At 64.3% G+C, this 19,009-nt stretch carries 13 protein-coding genes; 8 read left to right on the forward strand and 5 right to left on the reverse strand.

Annotated features, from left to right (window positions below; genetic code table 11):
• A complete protein-coding gene (locus tag KDW96_RS00950; RefSeq protein WP_255838529.1) occupies window positions 1-1,002 on the reverse strand; it encodes a response regulator in 1,002 nt (333 codons plus the stop codon).
• Window positions 1,003-1,144: 142 nt separating this feature from the next.
• Window positions 1,145-1,729, reverse strand: coding sequence for a Fe-S biogenesis protein NfuA (gene nfuA / locus KDW96_RS00955; RefSeq protein WP_255838532.1), 585 nt, complete (start codon window positions 1,727-1,729; stop codon window positions 1,145-1,147).
• Window positions 1,730-1,872: 143 nt separating this feature from the next.
• On the opposite strand from nfuA, the gene KDW96_RS00960 reads away from it, so the two are divergent.
• Together KDW96_RS00960 and KDW96_RS00965 are read left to right on the forward strand one after the other, a co-directional pair.
• A complete protein-coding gene (locus tag KDW96_RS00960; protein ID WP_255838533.1) occupies window positions 1,873-2,646 on the forward strand; it encodes a DUF1223 domain-containing protein in 774 nt (257 codons plus the stop codon).
• A gap of 140 nt (window positions 2,647-2,786) precedes the next feature.
• Entirely contained in the window at window positions 2,787-3,203 is a 417-nt protein-coding gene (locus KDW96_RS00965; protein ID WP_255838534.1) for a universal stress protein, read from the forward strand.
• A 38-nt stretch (window positions 3,204-3,241) separates the two neighbouring features.
• Here KDW96_RS00965 and KDW96_RS00970 read toward each other — a convergent pair whose 3' ends face one another.
• Complete coding sequence (locus KDW96_RS00970) at window positions 3,242-5,521, reverse strand: fatty acid cis/trans isomerase (protein WP_255838535.1); 2,280 nt, start codon at window positions 5,519-5,521, stop codon at window positions 3,242-3,244.
• A gap of 169 nt (window positions 5,522-5,690) precedes the next feature.
• Here KDW96_RS00970 and metH point away from each other — a divergent pair, with 169 nt between their 5' ends.
• The 3 genes from metH to KDW96_RS00985 all read left to right on the forward strand — a co-directional run bounded on the left by metH (window position 5,691) and on the right by KDW96_RS00985 (window position 11,391).
• A complete protein-coding gene (metH, locus tag KDW96_RS00975; RefSeq protein WP_255838536.1) occupies window positions 5,691-9,407 on the forward strand; it encodes a methionine synthase in 3,717 nt (1,238 codons plus the stop codon).
• A gap of 164 nt (window positions 9,408-9,571) precedes the next feature.
• The gene (locus tag KDW96_RS00980; RefSeq protein ID WP_255838537.1) at window positions 9,572-9,937 is read left to right on the forward strand and encodes a RidA family protein; all 366 of its coding nucleotides are present in this window, start codon (window positions 9,572-9,574) and stop codon (window positions 9,935-9,937) included.
• 125 nt (window positions 9,938-10,062) lie between these two features.
• On the forward strand, window positions 10,063-11,391 hold the full coding sequence (locus KDW96_RS00985; RefSeq protein WP_255838538.1) for a diguanylate cyclase domain-containing protein: 1,329 nt from the start codon (window positions 10,063-10,065) through the stop codon (window positions 11,389-11,391).
• 24 nt (window positions 11,392-11,415) lie between these two features.
• On the opposite strand, the gene KDW96_RS00990 is transcribed toward KDW96_RS00985, so the two are convergent.
• Window positions 11,416-11,718: a DUF1883 domain-containing protein gene (locus tag KDW96_RS00990; RefSeq protein WP_255838539.1), complete on the reverse strand. Its 303-nt coding sequence runs from the start codon at window positions 11,716-11,718 to the stop codon at window positions 11,416-11,418.
• A gap of 193 nt (window positions 11,719-11,911) precedes the next feature.
• On the opposite strand from KDW96_RS00990, the gene KDW96_RS00995 reads away from it, so the two are divergent.
• The 3 genes from KDW96_RS00995 (at window position 11,912) to KDW96_RS01005 (ending at window position 15,445) form a co-directional block, all read left to right on the forward strand.
• Window positions 11,912-12,802, forward strand: coding sequence for an alpha/beta fold hydrolase (locus KDW96_RS00995; RefSeq protein ID WP_255838540.1), 891 nt, complete (start codon window positions 11,912-11,914; stop codon window positions 12,800-12,802).
• 527 nt (window positions 12,803-13,329) lie between these two features.
• Window positions 13,330-14,289, forward strand: a complete 960-nt coding sequence (locus tag KDW96_RS01000) for a methyl-accepting chemotaxis protein (protein ID WP_370295483.1) — start codon at window positions 13,330-13,332, stop codon at window positions 14,287-14,289.
• Between the two features lie 121 nt (window positions 14,290-14,410).
• Window positions 14,411-15,445: an RNA methyltransferase gene (locus KDW96_RS01005; protein ID WP_255838542.1), complete on the forward strand. Its 1,035-nt coding sequence runs from the start codon at window positions 14,411-14,413 to the stop codon at window positions 15,443-15,445.
• A gap of 58 nt (window positions 15,446-15,503) precedes the next feature.
• On the opposite strand, the gene KDW96_RS01010 is transcribed toward KDW96_RS01005, so the two are convergent.
• Entirely contained in the window at window positions 15,504-18,548 is a 3,045-nt protein-coding gene (locus KDW96_RS01010) for an EAL domain-containing protein (RefSeq protein WP_255838543.1), read from the reverse strand.
• Window positions 18,549-19,009 lie beyond the last annotated feature (461 nt).

Raw genomic sequence — 19,009 nt, forward strand, 5'->3', positions numbered from 1 at the left:
TCAGCTCATCAGGTAGGCGGTTTTAAGGGAAAGCCTGGCCACCGAGTCCTCGGTGAACAGCAGCAGCAGGTCGAAATGGATGTCGTGCCCTTCCAGGCTGTAGCTGAGTTCGACCGCCAGGGTCTTCTTCCAGCGACGCTGGTTGACCCGAATCAGCTCGTCGATGGAGGAGTGCTGGCCGAGCACCACCGGATGGCCTTGGGAGAAGCTGACGTCGAGCTGCTCGGCGATGCCGCTCAAGCAGGCACCGATCAGGATGCTGGCCAGGTCCAGGAGCATTTCCAGCTCGCCCTCGCGGTTTGCAGGTTTCCAGCGCATCAACTTGGCCATGTCGCGCACTTCGGAGTCGTGGAAGATCAGCAGCGCCTCCCCCGCGATGCCACTGCCGATATAACCCTGACACACCGCCGACAGCTGATCGCCCTGCTGTGCATGCGCCAGGGCCATGTGCAGTTCGCCGACTTCGAGAATATTGACGTTGGGGATGGGTAGGCGGACGAACACGTCCAGCTGCCTGGCCAACAAGGCGGCCGCCTGGCCCATCGCCACGTTGACCACTTCGCGAAAGGCATCGCGAAACTGCACGTTGGGCTCATCCGCTTCGATGCGCGCTCCGGTCTCGGCCGAAGGCACCCCCAGCAGACCGTGCTCGAGCAAGGTATGCCGCAGCAGTCCCGGTTCGACGGGCTTCTTCAGGAAGGCCAGCGCGCCAAGTTCGGCCACCCGCTTGATCGCCTCATCCTGCACGTCGCCTGACACCACGATGACCTGGGTGTCGAGTGCCTCGGCACGAATGGCCGCCAGGACCTCGTAGCCATCCATCTCCGGCATGGTCAGGTCGAGCAGGACCAAACCTACGTCGCCCCGGCGAATGGCGTCGAGCCCTTCACGGCCATTGGCGGCCTGGACAACTGCGACCGGCCAATCCTCGGGCAAGGCCCGGATCAGCTGCTTGCGCGCCATATTGGAGTCATCACACACCAGCAACGAGGAAATCGACAAGGTCGCGGACTCTTTCTAGTGAGCTAATTGTTATTTTCGCGCAGCATAACAGCACCTCGGAGGAAGATGCACAGCTGGTGCGGACTACAGGCGCAAAAACAAAAAGGCGACCCTCGGGTCGCCTTTTTCATCGCTAGCCGCCTCAGTAGTAGGCGTTTTCCCGATTGCTGTGGTCGGTCACGTCGCGCACGCCTTTCAGCTCCGGGATGCGTTCGAGCAGAGTCTTCTCGATGCCTTCCTTGAGGGTCAGGTCGGCCTGGCCACAGCCCTGGCAACCGCCACCGAACTTCAGCACGGCGATGCCATCGTCGACCACTTCGATCAGGCTGACCTGGCCGCCATGGCTGGCCAGCCCCGGATTGATCTCGGTCTGCAGGTAGTAATTGATACGTTCGTTGATCGGGCTGTCTTCGTTGACCATGGGCACCTTGGCATTCGGCGCCTTGATGGTCAGCTGGCCGCCCATACGGTCGGTCGCGTAGTCGACAACCGCATCCTCCAGGAACGGTTCGCTGACGGCATCGATCCAGGCCGTGAAGCTGGCCAGGGCCAAGGCGGTGTCCTCGGCCTTCTCCTCGCCCGGCTTGCAGTAGGCAATGCAGGTTTCCGCGTATGGGGTACCCGGCTGGGTAATGAAGACGCGGATGCCGATGCCGGTGGTGTTCTGCTTGCTCAGCAGATCGGCCAGGTAATCGTGTGCCGCGTCAGTAATGGTGATAGTGCTCATGGCAACTCCTCGCAAACATGGGCGCAGTGTACGCCAACCTGCGCACTGCGATAAAGCCCGAGCGTTTCTGTCGGATAAGCCGCGCTGTAACAAGCACCTTGGCGGCGGGTCAACTGACTAGGCCACCTCCAGAGAGCCCGACCATGCACCCGTTAGCGCAGGTAATAGCCGCACTGCTTCTGCTGCTGTATTCCCTCCTTTCACAAGCCGGGGACCGGATCAATATCAGCAGTGGCCCGTCGCCCACCCCCGTGTTGGAGTTGTTCACCTCGCAAGGCTGCAGCTCCTGCCCCCCGGCCGACCGCTGGCTGTCGGGACTGCGTGAGCATCCACAGCTGTGGCATGGGTTGATTCCCCTGGCCTTCCATGTCGATTACTGGGACCGCCTGGGATGGCCCGATCCCTTCGCCAACCCAAGCCACAGCGCCCGGCAGCGTGGCTATGCTCGCCGCGGCGCCAGCGGCGCGGTCTACACCCCCGGCTTTATCCTGGCCGGGCGCGAGTGGCGCGGCTGGTTCCGGGGGCTGCCGCTGAGTCTGCCCAAGAGCACCGAGGTGGGCAGCCTGACCCTGCAGCTGGACGGTGACCGCCTGACACTGACCTTCCTCCCCAGCACCACCGCGCCGACGGACCTGACTGCCCATGTCGCCCGCCTGGGCTTCGGCCTGCACACCGAAGTCGCGCACGGCGAAAATGCCGGACGCGAGCTGCGGCATGATTTCGTGGTGCTGAGCCTGCAGCAGATCGCCCCGAGCAAGCGCCATCACTGGCAGACCCGCCTGCTGCCCGATACGCGCGGCGAGCGCCAGGCCATAGTCGTCTGGCTCAGCGCGCCGGGCCAGCTTGCGCCCTATCAAGCGGTAGGTGGCTGGCTGCCGGCCTCGGCACCTAGTGAGTCGAACAGTCAACGCCGCTAGAACCAAGATGCGCGAGCATTTCGGCCACCGCGGGCATCCCATTCAGGCCTCGGCCGCGGGTTCGCCAATCGTCTGCAATACTTCTGGGAGGATCGAAGCATCAAGTAGGAAACTCCACCTGCCCTCAGAAGGAGCGCCAGATGTATCGTCAAATCATGATTCCCGTTGATCTGGACCATATCGACCGGCTCGAAAAGGCCCTGAAAACCGGTGCCGATCTGGCCAAGTTGTATGCCGCGCCGGTCTGCTATGTGGGCGTGTCGGGCAACACCCCCAGCGCGGTCGCCCACAACCCGAGCGAGTTCACCGCCAAGCTGCAAGCCTTCGGCGAGGCGCAGGCGCAGAAGTACGGCCTGAGCAGTATCAGCACCGCCTCCTATATCAGCCACGACCCGGCGGTGGACCTGGACAAGACCTTGCTGAAGGCCGCCAAGGCGTGCGGCGCCGACCTGGTGGTCATGGCTTCCCATGTGCCTGGCCTGGCGGAACACCTGTTCGCCTCCAATGCCGGTTATTTCGCCTCCTATTCCGAGGCGTCGGTACTGGTGGTGCGTTGAGCCCATGCAGCCTGCGAGGGCCGACGGCAGATACCGGCCTAGAGGTTCTCGTAGCGGTTCATATCCAGCACCCCGGCCTCGAGCGGCTCGTGCTCGCGGATATGTGCGGTCAGGTCGTGGAAGTAACGCCAGAATTCGGGGTGACTGCGGCGTACGCCCCATCGCTCGACCACCCGTTCGAAGTCAGGGGCGTCCCGCACCCGCTCCAGCCGCTCGACGAATTCGGGCACCTGCGCCGCCGTCAGGTTGAACAGGAAGTTGGGGTAGCTGGTCAGCACCCCGGGATAGAGGGTCAGGGTATCCAGGCCGGGCTGATGGCGCAGCGCCTCGCCCAGCATGAAGGCCACGTTGCTGTGGGCGCGGTTGCGCAGCAGGCTGTACACCTCGCGCCGACCATCGGCCAGCTCCACGCGCAGCAGGGTCGCCTCCGGCAACTGGCGGACCACTTTGAGTTCGTCGGCTGGCTTGCTCACAAGACGGCTAAGAGCCCGCTCGGCGGCCTGCAACTCGGTGCCGACGCCCTCGCGGTAGCAACGGGAATCGCCACAGCGATTGAACGGATCCGGCCGCGCATTGAGACCGGCGTAGCGCGCCAGCAGGGCCTCGGCAAAACTGCGCTTGGGGTCGGGGCCGTCCAGGGCCAGCGCGCTGGGGCTGCGCGTGTCGATGCCCGGATAGTCCAGCCATAGCTTGAGTTTTCCGCTGTCCTGGTACCAGTCGGCGAGCAAGCCCTGACGCGACTCGGCGGGCATCAGGCGCAGGAAGTTCTGCTCGGCGCCGTTTCGAATCAGGTCGAAATACAGGCGCGTCTGCGCCTGGTGCGAGACGTTGCCGTACACGTCGAAATTCACCACCAGCTGGTAATAGGTCCGTTCGAACAGCGGGTAATCCAGCCACCACAGGGTCTGCGGCACTTCACCAATCAGCCCCTTACGCACCGAAGCGCTGTCGTGCTGGCGAAAGATCGACAGCAACGCATTGTCATTGTCACTCCAGATATGTCCCCAGTCCGCCGGCGGTGCCCCGGCATAGGCGTCGATGCGCAGCTTCTCGTAGGCATTGCGCTTGTCGCGGTAGTCGAGCCACAGACCGAGCAAGTCGCCGATGGCGTCGAACTGCCCCGGCATGGCCAACAAGGGCGTGGCCTTGGCGCGGTATTCGGCATCGGTCAGGTAAAGATCGTGGCGAGGATCCTGGAACAGGGTCCAGAAGTTGTCGCGGATCACGTCGGTGGCGATCTGCCCACGACAGACCGGGCCGCGGATAAAGGTGCGCACGAAGTATTCGGCGTCATCCAGCATGAACTGGTAGCGCGCCTGAGGCGGAATCGCGGCGAATGTCTCGAAGGGGTTGGCCCGGCGCTGGGCGCCATAGCCCGGCAGGCTGCCCACCTGCCAGTCGCCGGAAAGGAACAGCTGCTTGACCCGTGCCAGCTTCCGGTCGCTCAGGCCATAGGTGATATGGGTCTTGTGCACGATCACGTCCTGAACCCGCGTCAGGCGGTAGTAGAAGCGGGTGCCAGGGTCTTCGTTGGGCCGCCGCGTGGCAATCGGATCGACTGGCAGGCCCCGTGGGGTGCGTGAGCGCACCAGCTGGAAGAAGTGCCCGGGCTCGCCCCCTTGAAAATGCAGGTGGGCGAGAAACAGGTGTTCGTACAGCCAGCGCGCCACCAGACTCTCGCGCAGCCCCTCGGCATTCAGCAGGCGCTCCCACTCGGCAATCTGGCGCCTTTCAGTGGCGCTTTCGCGCAGCACCGGCGAATCGATCGGCGCGCCCTCGGCCAGCCAGCGTTGCAGGGTCTGGTAGTCGGCGTCGGTGAGGCCGGTCACGGCAAAGGGCATCCCGGCCTGCGGGTTGTCGGCGGCGAAGCCGGCAAACGCCTCGGGCAAGGGGCACTGATTGTCCCGCTTGATGCCGATCTCCAGCGCCTCTGGCAGTTTCGCATTGACTGGCAGCGGCTCGCCATGGCCCAACTCGAGCATGCGGGTCATCAGTGCAGCGTGACTGCCCTGACGCTCCAGCACCGAGAAGAAACCCTCGCGCCGCCAGGCATCAGCGCCATGGGCATCGAGAAACAAACGGGTGGTGGCCTGGGCCTCGGTGCGCACGCCGTCATACACCGGCAGCTTGTGGGCACCGCGCGCAGCGCCTTCGCCGCTGCCCAGGTTGAGCTGGCAGGGGGAGTCGTAACAGGCATGGCAGGCCACGCAATACCGGGTGAAGATCGGCTGGATGTCGCGGCTATAGGAAACCGGCTGCGCAACCAACAGTGGGCTGATGAACAGCAGGCAAGCACTGAGCAGCGCGCGATACGGCATATCGCCGATCCTTGTATGACAATGGGTCGATTCTACGCCCTTCGCCGAGGAGCGGGCCGAGGCGTCAACATGAGCATCATTCATGCAAATGGCCACCCTGCTCCAAAAGCGTACAGCTTTGCTATGATCGCGTCCCCATTGTTTGTGCTTTGCTCAGGTAGTTCGCCCCATGTCTTCGTCCGATCGCAGTGCCCGCCTCCAAGCTCTCCAGCAAGCCCTGAAGGAGCGCATCCTGATCCTCGACGGCGGCATGGGCACCATGATCCAGAGCTACAAGCTGGAGGAAGAGGATTACCGCGGCGAGCGCTTCGCCGACTGGCCCCAGGACGTCAAGGGCAACAATGACCTGCTGATTCTGAGCCGCCCCGACGTCATCGGCGCCATCGAGAAGGCCTACCTGGACGCCGGCGCCGACATTCTCGAGACCAACACCTTCAACGCCACCCGCGTGTCCCAGGCCGACTACGGCATGGAAGAGCTGGTCTACGAGCTGAACGTCGAGGGCGCGCGCCTGGCCCGTCAGGTGGCCGACGCCAAGACCGCCGAGACGCCGCACCGGCCCCGCTTCGTCGCCGGGGTGCTGGGCCCGACCAGCCGCACCTGCTCGATCTCCCCGGACGTCAACAACCCCGGCTACCGCAACGTCACCTTCGACGAGCTGGTGGAAAACTACGTGGAAGCCACCCGCGGCCTGATCGAGGGCGGCGCCGACCTGATCCTGATCGAAACCATCTTCGACACCCTCAACGCCAAGGCCGCGATCTTCGCCGTGCAGGAAGTCTACGAGCAGCTCGGCGTCGAGCTGCCGATCATGATCTCCGGCACTATCACCGACGCCTCGGGGCGCACGCTGTCCGGGCAGACCACCGAAGCATTCTGGAACTCGGTGCGCCACGCGGGGCCGATCTCCGTGGGCCTGAACTGCGCCCTCGGCGCCAAGGAGCTGCGCCCCTACCTGGAGGAGCTGTCGACCAAGGCCGAGACCCACGTCTCCGCCCACCCCAACGCCGGCCTGCCCAACGCCTTCGGCGAGTACGACGAGACACCGGCGGAGATGGCCGCGGTGGTCGAGGAGTTCGCCGCCTCGGGCTTCCTCAATATCGTCGGCGGCTGCTGCGGCACCACCCCGGGGCACATCCAGGCGATCGCCGAGGCCGTGGCCAAGTACCCGCCGCGCGCGCTGCCGGACATCCCCAAGGCCTGCCGCCTGTCGGGCCTGGAGCCCTTCACCATCGACCGCAACTCGCTGTTCGTCAACGTCGGCGAGCGCACCAACATCACCGGCAGCGCCAAGTTCGCCCGGCTGATCCGCGAGGAGAACTACACCGAGGCCCTGGAAGTCGCCCTGCAGCAGGTGGAAGCCGGCGCCCAGGTGATCGACATCAACATGGACGAGGGCATGCTGGACTCGCAGAAGGCCATGGTGACCTTCCTCAACCTGATCGCCGGCGAACCGGACATCTCCCGCGTGCCGATCATGATCGACTCCTCCAAGTGGGAAGTGATCGAAGCCGGTCTCAAGTGCATTCAGGGCAAGGGCATCGTCAACTCAATATCCATGAAGGAAGGGGTCGAGGCCTTCAAACACCACGCCAAGCTGTGCAAGCGCTACGGCGCCGCCGTGGTGGTGATGGCCTTCGACGAAGCCGGCCAGGCCGACACGGCCGCGCGCAAGCGCGAGATCTGCCAGCGCTCCTACGACATCCTGGTAAATGAAGTCGGCTTCCCGCCGGAAGACATCATCTTCGACCCGAACATCTTCGCCATCGCCACCGGCATCGAGGAGCACAACAACTACGCGGTCGACTTCATCGAGGCCTGCGCCTTCATTCGCGATCATCTCCCGTTCGCCCTGTCGAGCGGCGGCGTGTCCAACGTGTCCTTCTCGTTCCGCGGCAACAACCCGGTGCGCGAGGCGATCCACTCGGTATTCCTCTACTACGCGATCCAGAACGGTCTGACCATGGGCATCGTCAACGCCGGCCAGCTGGAGATCTACGACGAGATTCCCAAGCAGCTGCGCGACGCGGTCGAGGATGTGGTGCTCAACCGCACCCCGAACGGTACCGAGGCCTTGCTGGCGATCGCCGACCAGTTCAAGGGCGACGGCAGCGTCAAGGAAGTGGAGAACGAGGAGTGGCGCTCGCTGCCGGTCAACCAGCGCCTGGAACACGCCCTGGTCAAGGGCATCACCGCCTTCATCGTCGAGGACACCGAGGAGTGCCGCCAGCAGTGCGCGCGACCGATCGAGGTGATCGAGGGGCCGCTGATGAGCGGCATGAACATCGTTGGCGACCTGTTCGGCTCGGGCAAGATGTTCCTGCCCCAGGTGGTCAAGTCGGCGCGGGTGATGAAGCAGGCGGTGGCCCACCTGATCCCCTTCATCGAGGCGGAGAAAGGCGACAAGCCCGAGGCCAAGGGCAAGATCCTCATGGCCACGGTCAAGGGCGACGTGCACGACATCGGCAAGAACATCGTCGGCGTGGTGCTGGGCTGCAACGGCTACGACATCGTCGACCTGGGCGTGATGGTGCCGGCGGAGAAGATCCTGCAGACGGCCAAGGAGGAGAAGTGCGACATCATCGGCCTGTCCGGGCTGATCACCCCCTCGCTCGACGAGATGGTCCACGTCGCCCGCGAGATGCAGCGCCAGGGTTTTTCCCTGCCGCTGATGATCGGCGGCGCCACCACCTCCAAGGCCCACACCGCGGTGAAGATCGAGCCCAAGTACCACAACGATGCGGTGGTGTACGTCACCGATGCCTCGCGCGCCGTCGGCGTGGCCACCCAGCTGCTGTCCAAGGAGCTCAAGGCCGGCTTCGTCGAGAAGACCCGCGCCGACTACGTCGAGGTGCGCGAGCGCACCGCCGCCCGCGGTGCCCGCACCGAGCGCCTGCCCTACGCCAAGGCGGTGGAGAACAAGCCGAAGTTCGACTGGGCCGGCTACCAGCCACCGGTACCGAGCTTCACCGGGGTCAAGCTGCTGGACGACATCGACCTGGCGACCCTGGCCGAATACATCGACTGGACGCCCTTCTTCATCGCCTGGGACCTGGCCGGCAAATACCCACGCATCCTCACCGACGAGGTGGTCGGCGAAGCGGCCACCGCGCTGTTCGAGGACGCCCAGGCCATGCTCAAGAAGCTGATCGACGAGAAGCTGATCCAGGCCCGCGCGCTGTTCGGCTTCTGGCCGGCCAACCAGGTCAACGACGACGACCTGGAGCTGTACGGCGACGATGGTCAGCCCCTGGCCACCCTGCATCACCTGCGCCAGCAGACCATCAAGCCCGACGGCAAGCCGAACCTGTCGCTGGCCGACTTCGTCGCCCCCAAGGACAGCGGCGTTCGCGATTATGTGGGCGGTTTCATCACCACCGCCGGCATCGGCGCCGAGGAAGTGGCCAAGGCCTACCAGGAAGCGGGCGACGACTACAACTCGATCATGGTCAAAGCCCTGGCCGACCGCCTGGCAGAGGCTTGCGCGGAGTGGCTGCACGCCGAGGTGCGCAAGCACTGGTGGGGCTACCAGCCGGACGAGCAGCTGGACAACGAGGCGCTGATCAAGGAGCAGTACGTCGGCATCCGCCCCGCTCCCGGCTACCCGGCCTGCCCGGATCACACCGAGAAAGGCACCCTGTTCGACCTGCTCGACCCGACCGCCGAAGAAGGCAAGCCGGGACGCAGCGGGGTATTCCTCACCGATCACTACGCCATGTTCCCCGCCGCTGCCGTCAGCGGCTGGTACTTCGCCCATCCCCAGGCGCAGTATTTCGCCGTCGGCAAGGTGGACAAGGATCAGGTGCAAAGTTACACCGCGCGCAAGGGCCAGGAGCTGGCGGTCTGCGAACGCTGGCTGGCGCCGAATCTGGGTTATGACAACTGAGTAAACCCAGGAAGAAACCAAGGCCCGCCCCTGCGCGGGCCTTGTCGTTCAACGGCGTCTTGAAAGAAGCGCCACGCCAAGGCACCCTGCCCGCCCAGGCGTTATCAGGCCCTTCACAGCCTATTCAGAGTTAGCCGGCAATTACCTAGCAGAGGAAGGTATTCATGAAAATCCATCGCATCAACCCGACAAAGCGCTGGTCCGACATTACCGTGTTCAATGGTATCGCCCACTTCGTCGAAATAGCCGACACCGACACCAAGGCCGACATCCGGGGACAGGTCGAGCAGATCTTTGCCCAGGCCGAACAGTCGCTGGCCAAGATCAACAGCGACAAATCGCGCATCCTGTCGACCACGATCTACCTCACCGACTTTGCCAATCTCGCGGCGCTGAACGAACTGTGGGATGCCTGGTTTGCCGAAGGCACAGCGCCGAGTCGGGCGTGTGTGAAAGCGGAGCTGGCAAACCCGGACTACCTGGTCGAGATGACCTTTGTCGCGGCGGCCGGGGATGGCTTTGCCGAGTAATGCCCCGGCACACTTGCCCTGTGATCTAGCCGTTTGGTCACAGGCATCGGCCCAAATGACTAGCCAACGGTCAGTACTGCGAGGGCATAATGCGGCTACCCCCCCAGTTCGCCGCCCGATAGACCATGCTCCTGACTCTTCTCACCAGCGCCGGCATGCTCTCGTTCCTCGCATTACTGGCCATGCTGATGCATCGCGAGCGCCACGCCCGCAAGCAACTGGCGCAATACCAGGCACTGGCCGAGCGGCTGCACGAAGGCGTATTGCAGGTTGAGCGCGACGGCCGGATCAGCTGGCACAACTCGGCGGCCGCACGGTTGCTGGGGCATGGCAATGCGGCACTGGTTGGTAAACACTTGGCGGATTGCCTGCCGCAGCTCAGTGGAATGGTTGCGTACACGCCGCAGCGTTGCGGCCTGAGTGACAGCGGCCAGAGCAACCGCCCGGCAATGGAGGCCCTGCGTATCGGCCCGGCCGCTGGCGACAGCGGCATCCTGCTTGTCCAGCCGGACACCAAGGCCAGCAGGTCATCGGAAGACGCCGAGCGCTTCAAGCGCAGCCAGTACTTCGCCCGCATCGGCACTTGGGACTGGCGCATCGACAGCGACGAGCTCTACTGGTCGGATGCCATCTACGGCATGTTCGGCTATCAGGTGGGCCAGGTGACGCCCTCTTACCCACTGTTCTGCGCGAGCGTGCACCCGGATGACCAGGCACAGGTCCGCGCCGGCGAGTTGCGCTGTATCGAAACCGGCGAGAACCATGACGAGGAGTACCGGGTCGTCTGGCCCGACGGCACCCAGCGCTGGTTACGCGAAACCGGCAATGTGGTCAAGGACGCCGACGGCCGCGCAGTGCGCATGATGGGCGTGGTACGCGATATCACCGAAGAAAAAGCCTGGGCCCGTGAGCTGTACCAGCTGGCCCACCATGATCCGCTCACCGGACTGCCCAACCGTCTGGTGTTCGAGGCGCACCTGGCCAAGTCGCTGGACCGGGCGCGACGCCATAACGCCCGCGTAGCTCTGGTGTTCATCGACCTCAACGGTTTCAAGGCGATCAATGACCAGTACGGTCATGCCGTCGGGGATCGGGTGCTGGTCGCCACTGGCACGCGCCTGAGCCGCACGCTACGCCAGTCCGATACCCTGGCGAGAATCGGCGGCGACGAATTCGTCGCCATCCTGGAGGACTTCGCCGAGAGTCGGCCCCTGGAGGACGAGGCCCGGGCTGTGGCCGAGAAAATCCTCACGGCCCTGAGCAAAGCCATACAGATCGGCAGCACAGCGCACCACACCGGTGCCAGCCTGGGCATCGCGGTGTTTCCAGAGCATGCGTCAAACATGGACCGGCTGATCCATACCGCCGATATGGCGATGTACGAAGCCAAACGCAGTGGCAACAATCAATACCGCCTCGGCGGCGACCTGGTGACTCAGCCGCAGACAAGCTGAGGGGCAAGGGTTTCGGTCTCCCGCTTATCTCAACCGCGAATCCGAACGGCGAATGATCTTGATGGAGTGCTTCAGCGTGGGCTTGCGGGTCACGCTGATGGCCTTGCGGGTCACCGTATCGATGGTGATGTTCCAGAAGCCGGAGCTGGGCACGGTGATCCTGGCCGGAAACTTATCGAAGGCACCGCCGTGATAGCTGTGCCGACCGCCGTTCTTGAAGCTGCGAAAGTTCGCATCGTTCATCAGGCGGATATTGCAGGTCTGCGAGCACTCGATGACGACGATGTCGTCCTCGTTGAGGTGTTCGCGCTGGTGTATGTATTTCATCTACCGCTCCACACAGTGTGTAAGCCAAATCAAAACGACAGGAAGTACCCGTGGGGTCGCAGTGATCGAAGGAGGTCGCACGATCCGGCCCGAACCGACGCCGGTGCGACTGCTCAGCCCCCAATTCGAATGGGGACTGCGCTTGCCGCGCATTATAAACTCAAGCCTCGCGCACTCCGGAACGCCAGGCAGCATGTTCGCAAAAGATTTCCAGACCCTGAGGCTGCCGACCAGCGGCGCCAGCATCCACCTCACCCACGGCGGCATGGGCCCACCCCTGCTGTTGCTGCACGGCTACCCCCAGACCCACTTCATCTGGCATGGGATCGCCGGGCGTCTGGCACAACAGTTTCACCTTGTCTGCCCGGACCTGCGCGGCTACGGGGACAGCAGCAAGCCACCAAGCTCCGCGGACCACGCCGCCTATTCGAAGCGCGCGATGGCGCAGGACATGGTCGAGGTCATGGAGCAACTGGGCCATCGGGAGTTCTATGTGGCCGGACACGACCGCGGAGCCCGGGTGGCGCACCGCATGGCGCTCGACCACCCGCAACGGGTCAGGAAACTTTGCGTCATGGACATCGTGCCGACCCGGTACATGTTCGAACACACCGACCAGGCCTTCGCCAGCGGTTACTATCACTGGTTCTTCCTGATCCAGCCGGACGGCCTGCCGGAACAGATGATCGGCGCCGACCCGGGCTATTACCTCAAGGAAAAGCTCAACCGCTGGGGCGCGCCGGGGGCGAGATTCAGCGACGAAGCCGTGGCCGAGTACCTGCGCTGCTTCAGCCAACCGGAAACCATCCACGCCACCTGCGAGGACTATCGAGCGGCCGCCAGCATCGACCTGCAACACGACGCGGCGGACCAGACCCGCAAGGTCGCCTGCCCGCTGCTGGCCCTGTGGGGCAGCCAGGGTTTCGTGCACCGCAGCTACGACGTTCTCGAGGTGTGGCGCCGGTACGCCGAGCAGGTGCGCGGCGCGGCCATCGACTGTGGACACTTCCTCCCGGAAGAGGCCCCTGACGACGTGGCCGAACAACTGCTCCAGTTCTTTCACGAGCGGCATGAGTCGACCTAGGCACTGGCCGGCACGGCCGGCAAGCGTTGAGTTCACACGAGCGTGCCGCCATTCGCCCCAGCACGGGTTACCCGCTGTAACACCTCCCTACAGCAACCACTCAGCAATTGCCGGCCTCTGTGCTGCGCAGCCCGGCCCTGCGCACGAGCAGGGCCGCGCAGCACCATGCCGCGACCGGCACGCCGGCTCAGCAGACCGACGGTAATAGAAACCTGACTCCATGGCCAAGTTATTGCATTCCAAGGGCCAGTCATTTCAAAGGAGTCAATTCCATGGCTATCAGCGTCAAGATCAGTTGGTATGACCGGCTGTTGATGAACATCTCTCTGCAGCACAAATTGTTGCTGCCGGCCTACCTGAGCGGCCTCCTGCTGGTCGCCCTCTTCTTCTGCGCCTCGGGACCCGAGCCTGTGCTTTCCGGGCAGCAACTGATCGCCATGGCGGCCGTCGGCTGGGTAGTGATCGTTCTGGTCGCCCTGGCGGTGAGCAACAACCTGCTGCCGTTGCTCAGGCACATCGAGAACGTCATGTCGATCATCGCCAAGGGCGATGTGGGCCAGCGCATCGGTTTCTCCGGCAATGACGAGTTCGGCAAGATCGGCAGCGCCATCGACACCACCATCAGCGATCTGACCCAGCTGATCGGCATCATCGCCAACACCGGCGAGCAGCTGCAACGCGAGGGCGCCACCATCGAGGGTGAAAGCCTGTCCACGCGCCAGGGCCTGAAGCACCAGCACGAACTGATCCTGCAGTGCGCCCAGGGCATGCACGAGATGACCGAATCGGTGGCCGAGGTGGCACGCCATTCCGCCGATGCGGAACAGATGGCCGGCGACACCCGTGGGCAGATGCGCGACATGGCCGGGCTGCTGGACGACTGGCTGAGCCGGGTGCGCAAGCTGAACGCCGACATGGCCGAGTCCTCGCGCGCCGGCCAGGCGCTGCAGGATACCAGCGAGCGCATGGCCAGCATGCTCGGGGTGATCCAGAGCATTTCCGAGCAGACCAACCTGCTGGCGCTCAACGCGGCGATCGAAGCCGCCCGAGCCGGCGAGGCGGGCCGCGGATTCGCGGTGGTGGCGGACGAGGTGCGGCAGCTGTCGATCCGCACCAGCAGCGCCACCGTGGAGATCCGCACCATGCTGGACAACCTTCAGCAGACCTCCAACGCCATGCTCGCGCGGGTGGGCAACAGCGTCGAAGCCACCGCCCAGATGACCGGCCATGCCGAACATGTGCAAAGCGAAGTGCATGGCCTGGTCGACAGCATGGAGCAGATCTCCAGCCGCAACCAGCTGGTCGCCGCTGCCACCACCGAGCAAGCGGCCACCTGCCGCAGCATGCGTGACGATCTCGCCGCCATCCTGCAGACCTCCGAGGCCTCGGTCGGGCAGATCGGACGCGTCTCCGAAGGCAACGCCGGCATACTCGCCACGGTCGAAACCCTGACCGCAGCCCTGCACCGCTACCGCCGCTACAGCTAAGACCAGTATCGGGGCAGCCCGCAGAGCCGGGCTGCCTCGCGGCGCCCAGTCGATCCCCGCGGTGTCCTGTGCCAACAGCCCCCTACGCGCCAACGTTGCCCGGTGGTAGCATGCGCGCGCCATGCAAATCCAAGACTTGACCCAACAGCTCGCCGCACTCGGCGCCAAACCCCAGCACTCCGGGCGAATCATCCGTGCCTGGCTGCAGGGCAAGGCGCTCGACAGCGGCACCCGCAACCAGCCCAGCGAACACTTCCTGCCGCTGAGCGTGCGTCAAGCCCTGCCGGAGCTGACCCGCAACCTCGAGGGCCTGGCCCGGCTGAGCGCCGAGCACCCGGGGGGCGATGGCTCGGCGCGACTGCTGGTGGAGCTGGGCGACGGACAGATGGTGGAAAGCGTGCTGCTGCCGCGTGACGGCCTGTGCGTATCGAGCCAGGTCGGTTGCGCGGTCGGCTGCCTGTTCTGCATGACCGGCAAGAGCGGCCTGCTGCGCCAGGTCAGCAGCGCCGAAATCGTCGCCCAGGTCGCACTCGCCCGGCGCTTTCGCACCGTGAAGAAAGTGGTGTTCATGGGCATGGGCGAGCCGGCGCACAACCTCGACAACGTCCTGGAAGCCATCGACCTGCTCGGCACCGAGGGGGGCATCGGCCACAAGAACCTGGTGTTTTCCACGGTCGGCGACCGGCGGGTGTTCGAGCGCCTGCCCCTGCAGCGCATCAAGCCGGCTCTGGCGTTGTCGCTGCACACCACCAACGCCGATCTGCGCCGCCAGCTGCTGCCGCGTGCCCCGCAGATCGATCCCGACGAATTGATGGAGTTGGGCGAGGCCTATGCCCGCGCCGTCGACTATCCAATCCAGTACCAATGGACGCTGCTCAAGGGCATCAACGACAGCCAGGAAGAAATGGACGCCATCCTGCGCCTGTTCAAGGGCAAGTTCGCCGTGCTCAATCTCATCCCCTACAACAGCCTGGAAGCCGATGAGTTCCAACGCCCCGACGGCGACCGCATCGTAAAGATCGTGCGCTACCTGCACAGCCGCGGCGTATTGACCAAGGTGCGCAACTCGGCCGGCCAGGATATCGACGGCGGTTGCGGTCAGCTCCGCGCCCGGGCGGCTGCGCTGGCTGCCCCCCGCCAGCGGCGCACCCGTTAAGCCGCCTCGCCTGGCCGCCCGACCTCAGGACACCTGTTGTTCCAAGAGCCGCCCTCGCTCAACAGGGATCGAGCACCAGCGCCTCCTCCCTCAGCCAGTCGCCCAGTGGCCGCGGTCGCTGCACCCCGAACCCCTGCACGTAATCCACGCCCATTTCCGCCAGGCGCGCACGAATCGAAGGGGTTTCCACATACTCGGCGACGGTTCGACGCCCCAGCGCATGGGCGATCTCGTTGATCGAGCGGACCATCGCCAGGTCGCTTGGCGAGCGCTCGATTTCCTTGACGAAACTGCCATCGATCTTCACGTAGTCCACTGGCAGGCGCTTGAGGTAGTCGAAGGACGAAAACCCAACGCCGAAGTCGTCGATCGAGAAGGTGCAACCAGAACGCTGCAGGTGACGCACCAAGTCCGCCGTCTTGGCCAGGTTGGCCACGGCGGCGGTCTCGGTCAATTCGAAACAGATGTGCCGAGGATCGACGGCATAACGCTCGAAGAGACTTTCGATAAACCCCAGCAACCTGTCGTCGTTTAGGCTGCTACCGGAAAGGTTTATCGACAGGCCGGAACAGCGTTCCCAGAGCTGCGGGTGCCGCTCCAGCTCGATGAAGATGCGCCTGAGCACCCAGCGATCGACCTTGGTCATGCGGTGATAGCGCTCGGCGGCGGCGATGAAGTCCTGCAGCGGCAACTCATTTTGCATCACCAGCAGCAGCTCATAATGCGGCAGCTCGGCAGAGTCGGGCGAAGCCGGGGCAATCTGCTGCACGCGCAGCGAAAGGTCCTCGCGCTCGACGATATCGTCGACCCTGGCGGCAATCGCCATCAGCCCGGCGCGGCCATCGTCGGCTGCGGCGCTGAAGCAGTGAACCCGGTTGCGTCCACTATCCTTGGCGGCGTTGCAGGCACTCTGCAGGTCGAAGAACAGATTGGCGACATCGTGTCGCTCGGCGGCCTCGACCACGCCTATGCTGAGGGTCAGGCCATGACGGTGCCCCTGCCATTCGAAGCCTTCGGCCTCGATGGCCAAGCGCAGCGTTTCCGCCATTTCTGCGGCGCGCACCTCGCCGCAGGCCGGCAGGACCGCGGCGAATTCCACTCCCCCGACCCGCGCGACGCAGCTGGCAGAGGGCAGCCACTGCTGCAACCGGCTGGCGACCTGACGCAGGCAGGCGTCTCCGGCGACCGGTCCGGCATGGCCATTGATCAGGCTGAATTGGTCGATATGCGCCATCAGGAACGCCGGCGCATCAGTGGCCGAGAGACTCTCCGCCAGCGCACCCTCGAAGCTGCGGCGATTGATAAGGCCGGTCAGCTCGTCGTGGCTGCGCGCATGGGCAATTTCCCGGTACAGCCGGCCGACCATGTCCTGCAGTGTGCGCTGCACCAAACTTTGGCCTTCTCCGCCCGTGTCACCGATCAGCAATGTGCCGTCGGCCAGCTGACCGGCCAGCTCGGCCATCCCATAGCTCCCCACCTCGCCCCCCTGGGCGTCGACGAGGACGTAATGATCCATTTGCGGATTACGCCAAATCAATTGCCGGGGTTGGCCGTCGGCTGTCTGCAACCAGTCGCCTTGCTTCAGCTCTTCGATCTGCTCACGCCAACGCTGCAACCCCTCCGTGACAGTGGCTACAGGCGCAGGCAGGGAGGGTGGCTCAACCAGCTCCACCGGCTTGATGCCAAGCAGTTGCTCACGCATTCCCAGCACCACCGACGCATGCTGAAAATGCCCGGCGCTGAACTCGTCCATGCGCCGGCGCAGAATCTTCAGCAAGTGTTCGATCTCGTAGGCCCACCCGCCCTCAGCACCGGCATGACCTTCGGCGGCTTCGCGCAAACGTTGCGCAAGCAGCTCGGTGAGGGCCCAGTCACCGCGCCACGAGTCTTTTTCCTCGCGCGTGCTGAGCTGCTCGTGCACCAACAGGTCTCGCCAGCCGACGTCCAGCCACTCCAGCAGCAGTTTCGGCACACGCTCGCCAAATAGCCGGGCCAACTTGCCAGCCACCATACGTTGGGCGGTCTCCAGGATGTCGCGACCGCGGTGGGACTGCATCACCCGCTCGGCGCTGCGCCGGTAGGCGCGCTGCTGCATGTTCAGCAGCTCGTCCAGCTCCGCATCACAGGCACTGAATACCGAGACATCCCCGCGGAACTCGCCGACGATGCGCCCGACAAGCTGCTCAAGGCGCGACTCGAGCACCTTGTTCGGCGGTTCGCAGTAGTCGCTTAGGCGCAAAATGCGGTCGAGGGACGCCCGCACCGGGTGGCCTGCGTCGCTGATAGCGCCCGGTTCCTGCAAAGTGGCGGTGAGCACGGGCAGCAACAAGCGCTGCAATACCGGGCGTAGGGTCGGCGCCAGCTCCGCCTGACGATTGAGGGCCTGGAACACCTCGCTCACCAGATGAGTCTCCTCATGCTGGCGCGGCGTCAATCGACACCCCTGCTGGCTCAATTTTGACAGCAGGGTCTCGGCGTCCCAGCCGTTGACGGGGGCCGGTCGCGCTAAAAGCGCAGTCAAGGCCTCGTTGACCGGCAGCAGCCCCGCCCCTTGCTCCCCATCAACTGAAGCCGGCACGCCGCCCGGTACCGCTTGGCGCAACTGCAGAATCGCACGGTAGGCGGCCGCTGAATCCACTGGCGCGGGCGTGCGCGGCGAGCTTCGAGTGCGCATCAGCAGCTTGGGCAGTGGCAGCGGTTCCACCCGCGCGGCTTCGAACTCGGCCGCCAAGGCCTCCAGATAGGGCACCAGAGCCGTAGACAAGACCCGAATGGCTTCTGCCTGAAACAGGCTGCGTACAGCTACTGGCTGTTTGCGCAGGTAGAGCCCTGTCTGCAGCTGGCGTATTAGGAACTCCAGCGATAGCGGATGCTCCGCGTCCGCCACATAGTGACCAAGCAGGCGATTGAAACAGGCGCAGACTCGACCCTCTAGCCCACCCACGTGCTCACGGAGGCGGTTCACGATACGCCGCGCCAGCAGCAGGTCCTCGACCTCCTCGTCATCCACCAGACGCCAAGCGCTAAGGTTCTTGAGAATCTCCGGCCGATCTACGGCCTCCTGCGAAAGGCTGCGGCCAATCACCTCGCAAGTGCGGGACAATAACCGGTCGCCATTGACCGCACAGTACCGGAGAAAGTCTTCGCACTCCTGCATTTCCTGATTGGACAGCGCCCCATGATCTTGCTCGACCAAGGCCTGCCTGAGCGCCTGCATCAATTCGCCCAAGGCACTGGGAAGTTGGCGGCGAATGATCGAGTCAAGCGCTGGCGCTAGCGGAGTGGAAATCAAACGCACGCCTCCTGCATGTCATAGCGTTCCAGCTGAGACTATAGCTGCTTCCCGGCGTCTAGCAGAGCCCTTTGGCGCAGCCTAACCGGTCCTCGACTTGCCAGCGACCCGCTAACAATTTCCGTTGCCGACACCTGCCCATACAGACCGACTGCGCAGCTCGGACGCTGGCCGAGCAACTTCCGGCTCTGAATACAAAGCGCCATGAAAGCTACTCTATCGTCAGCTCAATTGGGTGGGAGGCTCTTTGCTTACAAGTACCCGCAACGGTC

This window comes from Pseudomonas benzenivorans (assembly GCF_024397895.1).
GTDB classification, from domain to species: domain Bacteria; phylum Pseudomonadota; class Gammaproteobacteria; order Pseudomonadales; family Pseudomonadaceae; genus Aquipseudomonas; species Aquipseudomonas benzenivorans_A.

Excerpts from the sequence above, each read along its gene's own strand:
- KDW96_RS00970 (WP_255838535.1), bottom strand. The coding sequence starts at position 5,521 with ATGCCGTATCGCGCGCTGCTCAGTGCTTGCCTGCTGTTCATCAGCCCA.
- metH (WP_255838536.1), top strand. The coding sequence starts at position 5,691 with ATGTCTTCGTCCGATCGCAGTGCCCGCCTCCAAGCTCTCCAGCAAGCC.
- KDW96_RS00960 (WP_255838533.1), top strand. The coding sequence starts at position 1,873 with ATGCACCCGTTAGCGCAGGTAATAGCCGCACTGCTTCTGCTGCTGTAT.
- KDW96_RS00965 (WP_255838534.1), top strand. The coding sequence starts at position 2,787 with ATGTATCGTCAAATCATGATTCCCGTTGATCTGGACCATATCGACCGG.
- KDW96_RS00995 (WP_255838540.1), top strand. The coding sequence starts at position 11,912 with ATGTTCGCAAAAGATTTCCAGACCCTGAGGCTGCCGACCAGCGGCGCC.
- nfuA (WP_255838532.1), bottom strand. The coding sequence starts at position 1,729 with ATGAGCACTATCACCATTACTGACGCGGCACACGATTACCTGGCCGAT.
- KDW96_RS00980 (WP_255838537.1), top strand. The coding sequence starts at position 9,572 with ATGAAAATCCATCGCATCAACCCGACAAAGCGCTGGTCCGACATTACC.
- KDW96_RS01005 (WP_255838542.1), top strand. The coding sequence starts at position 14,411 with ATGCAAATCCAAGACTTGACCCAACAGCTCGCCGCACTCGGCGCCAAA.
- KDW96_RS00990 (WP_255838539.1), bottom strand. The coding sequence starts at position 11,718 with ATGAAATACATACACCAGCGCGAACACCTCAACGAGGACGACATCGTC.
- KDW96_RS01000 (WP_370295483.1), top strand. The coding sequence starts at position 13,330 with ATGTCGATCATCGCCAAGGGCGATGTGGGCCAGCGCATCGGTTTCTCC.
- KDW96_RS00985 (WP_255838538.1), top strand. The coding sequence starts at position 10,063 with ATGCTCCTGACTCTTCTCACCAGCGCCGGCATGCTCTCGTTCCTCGCA.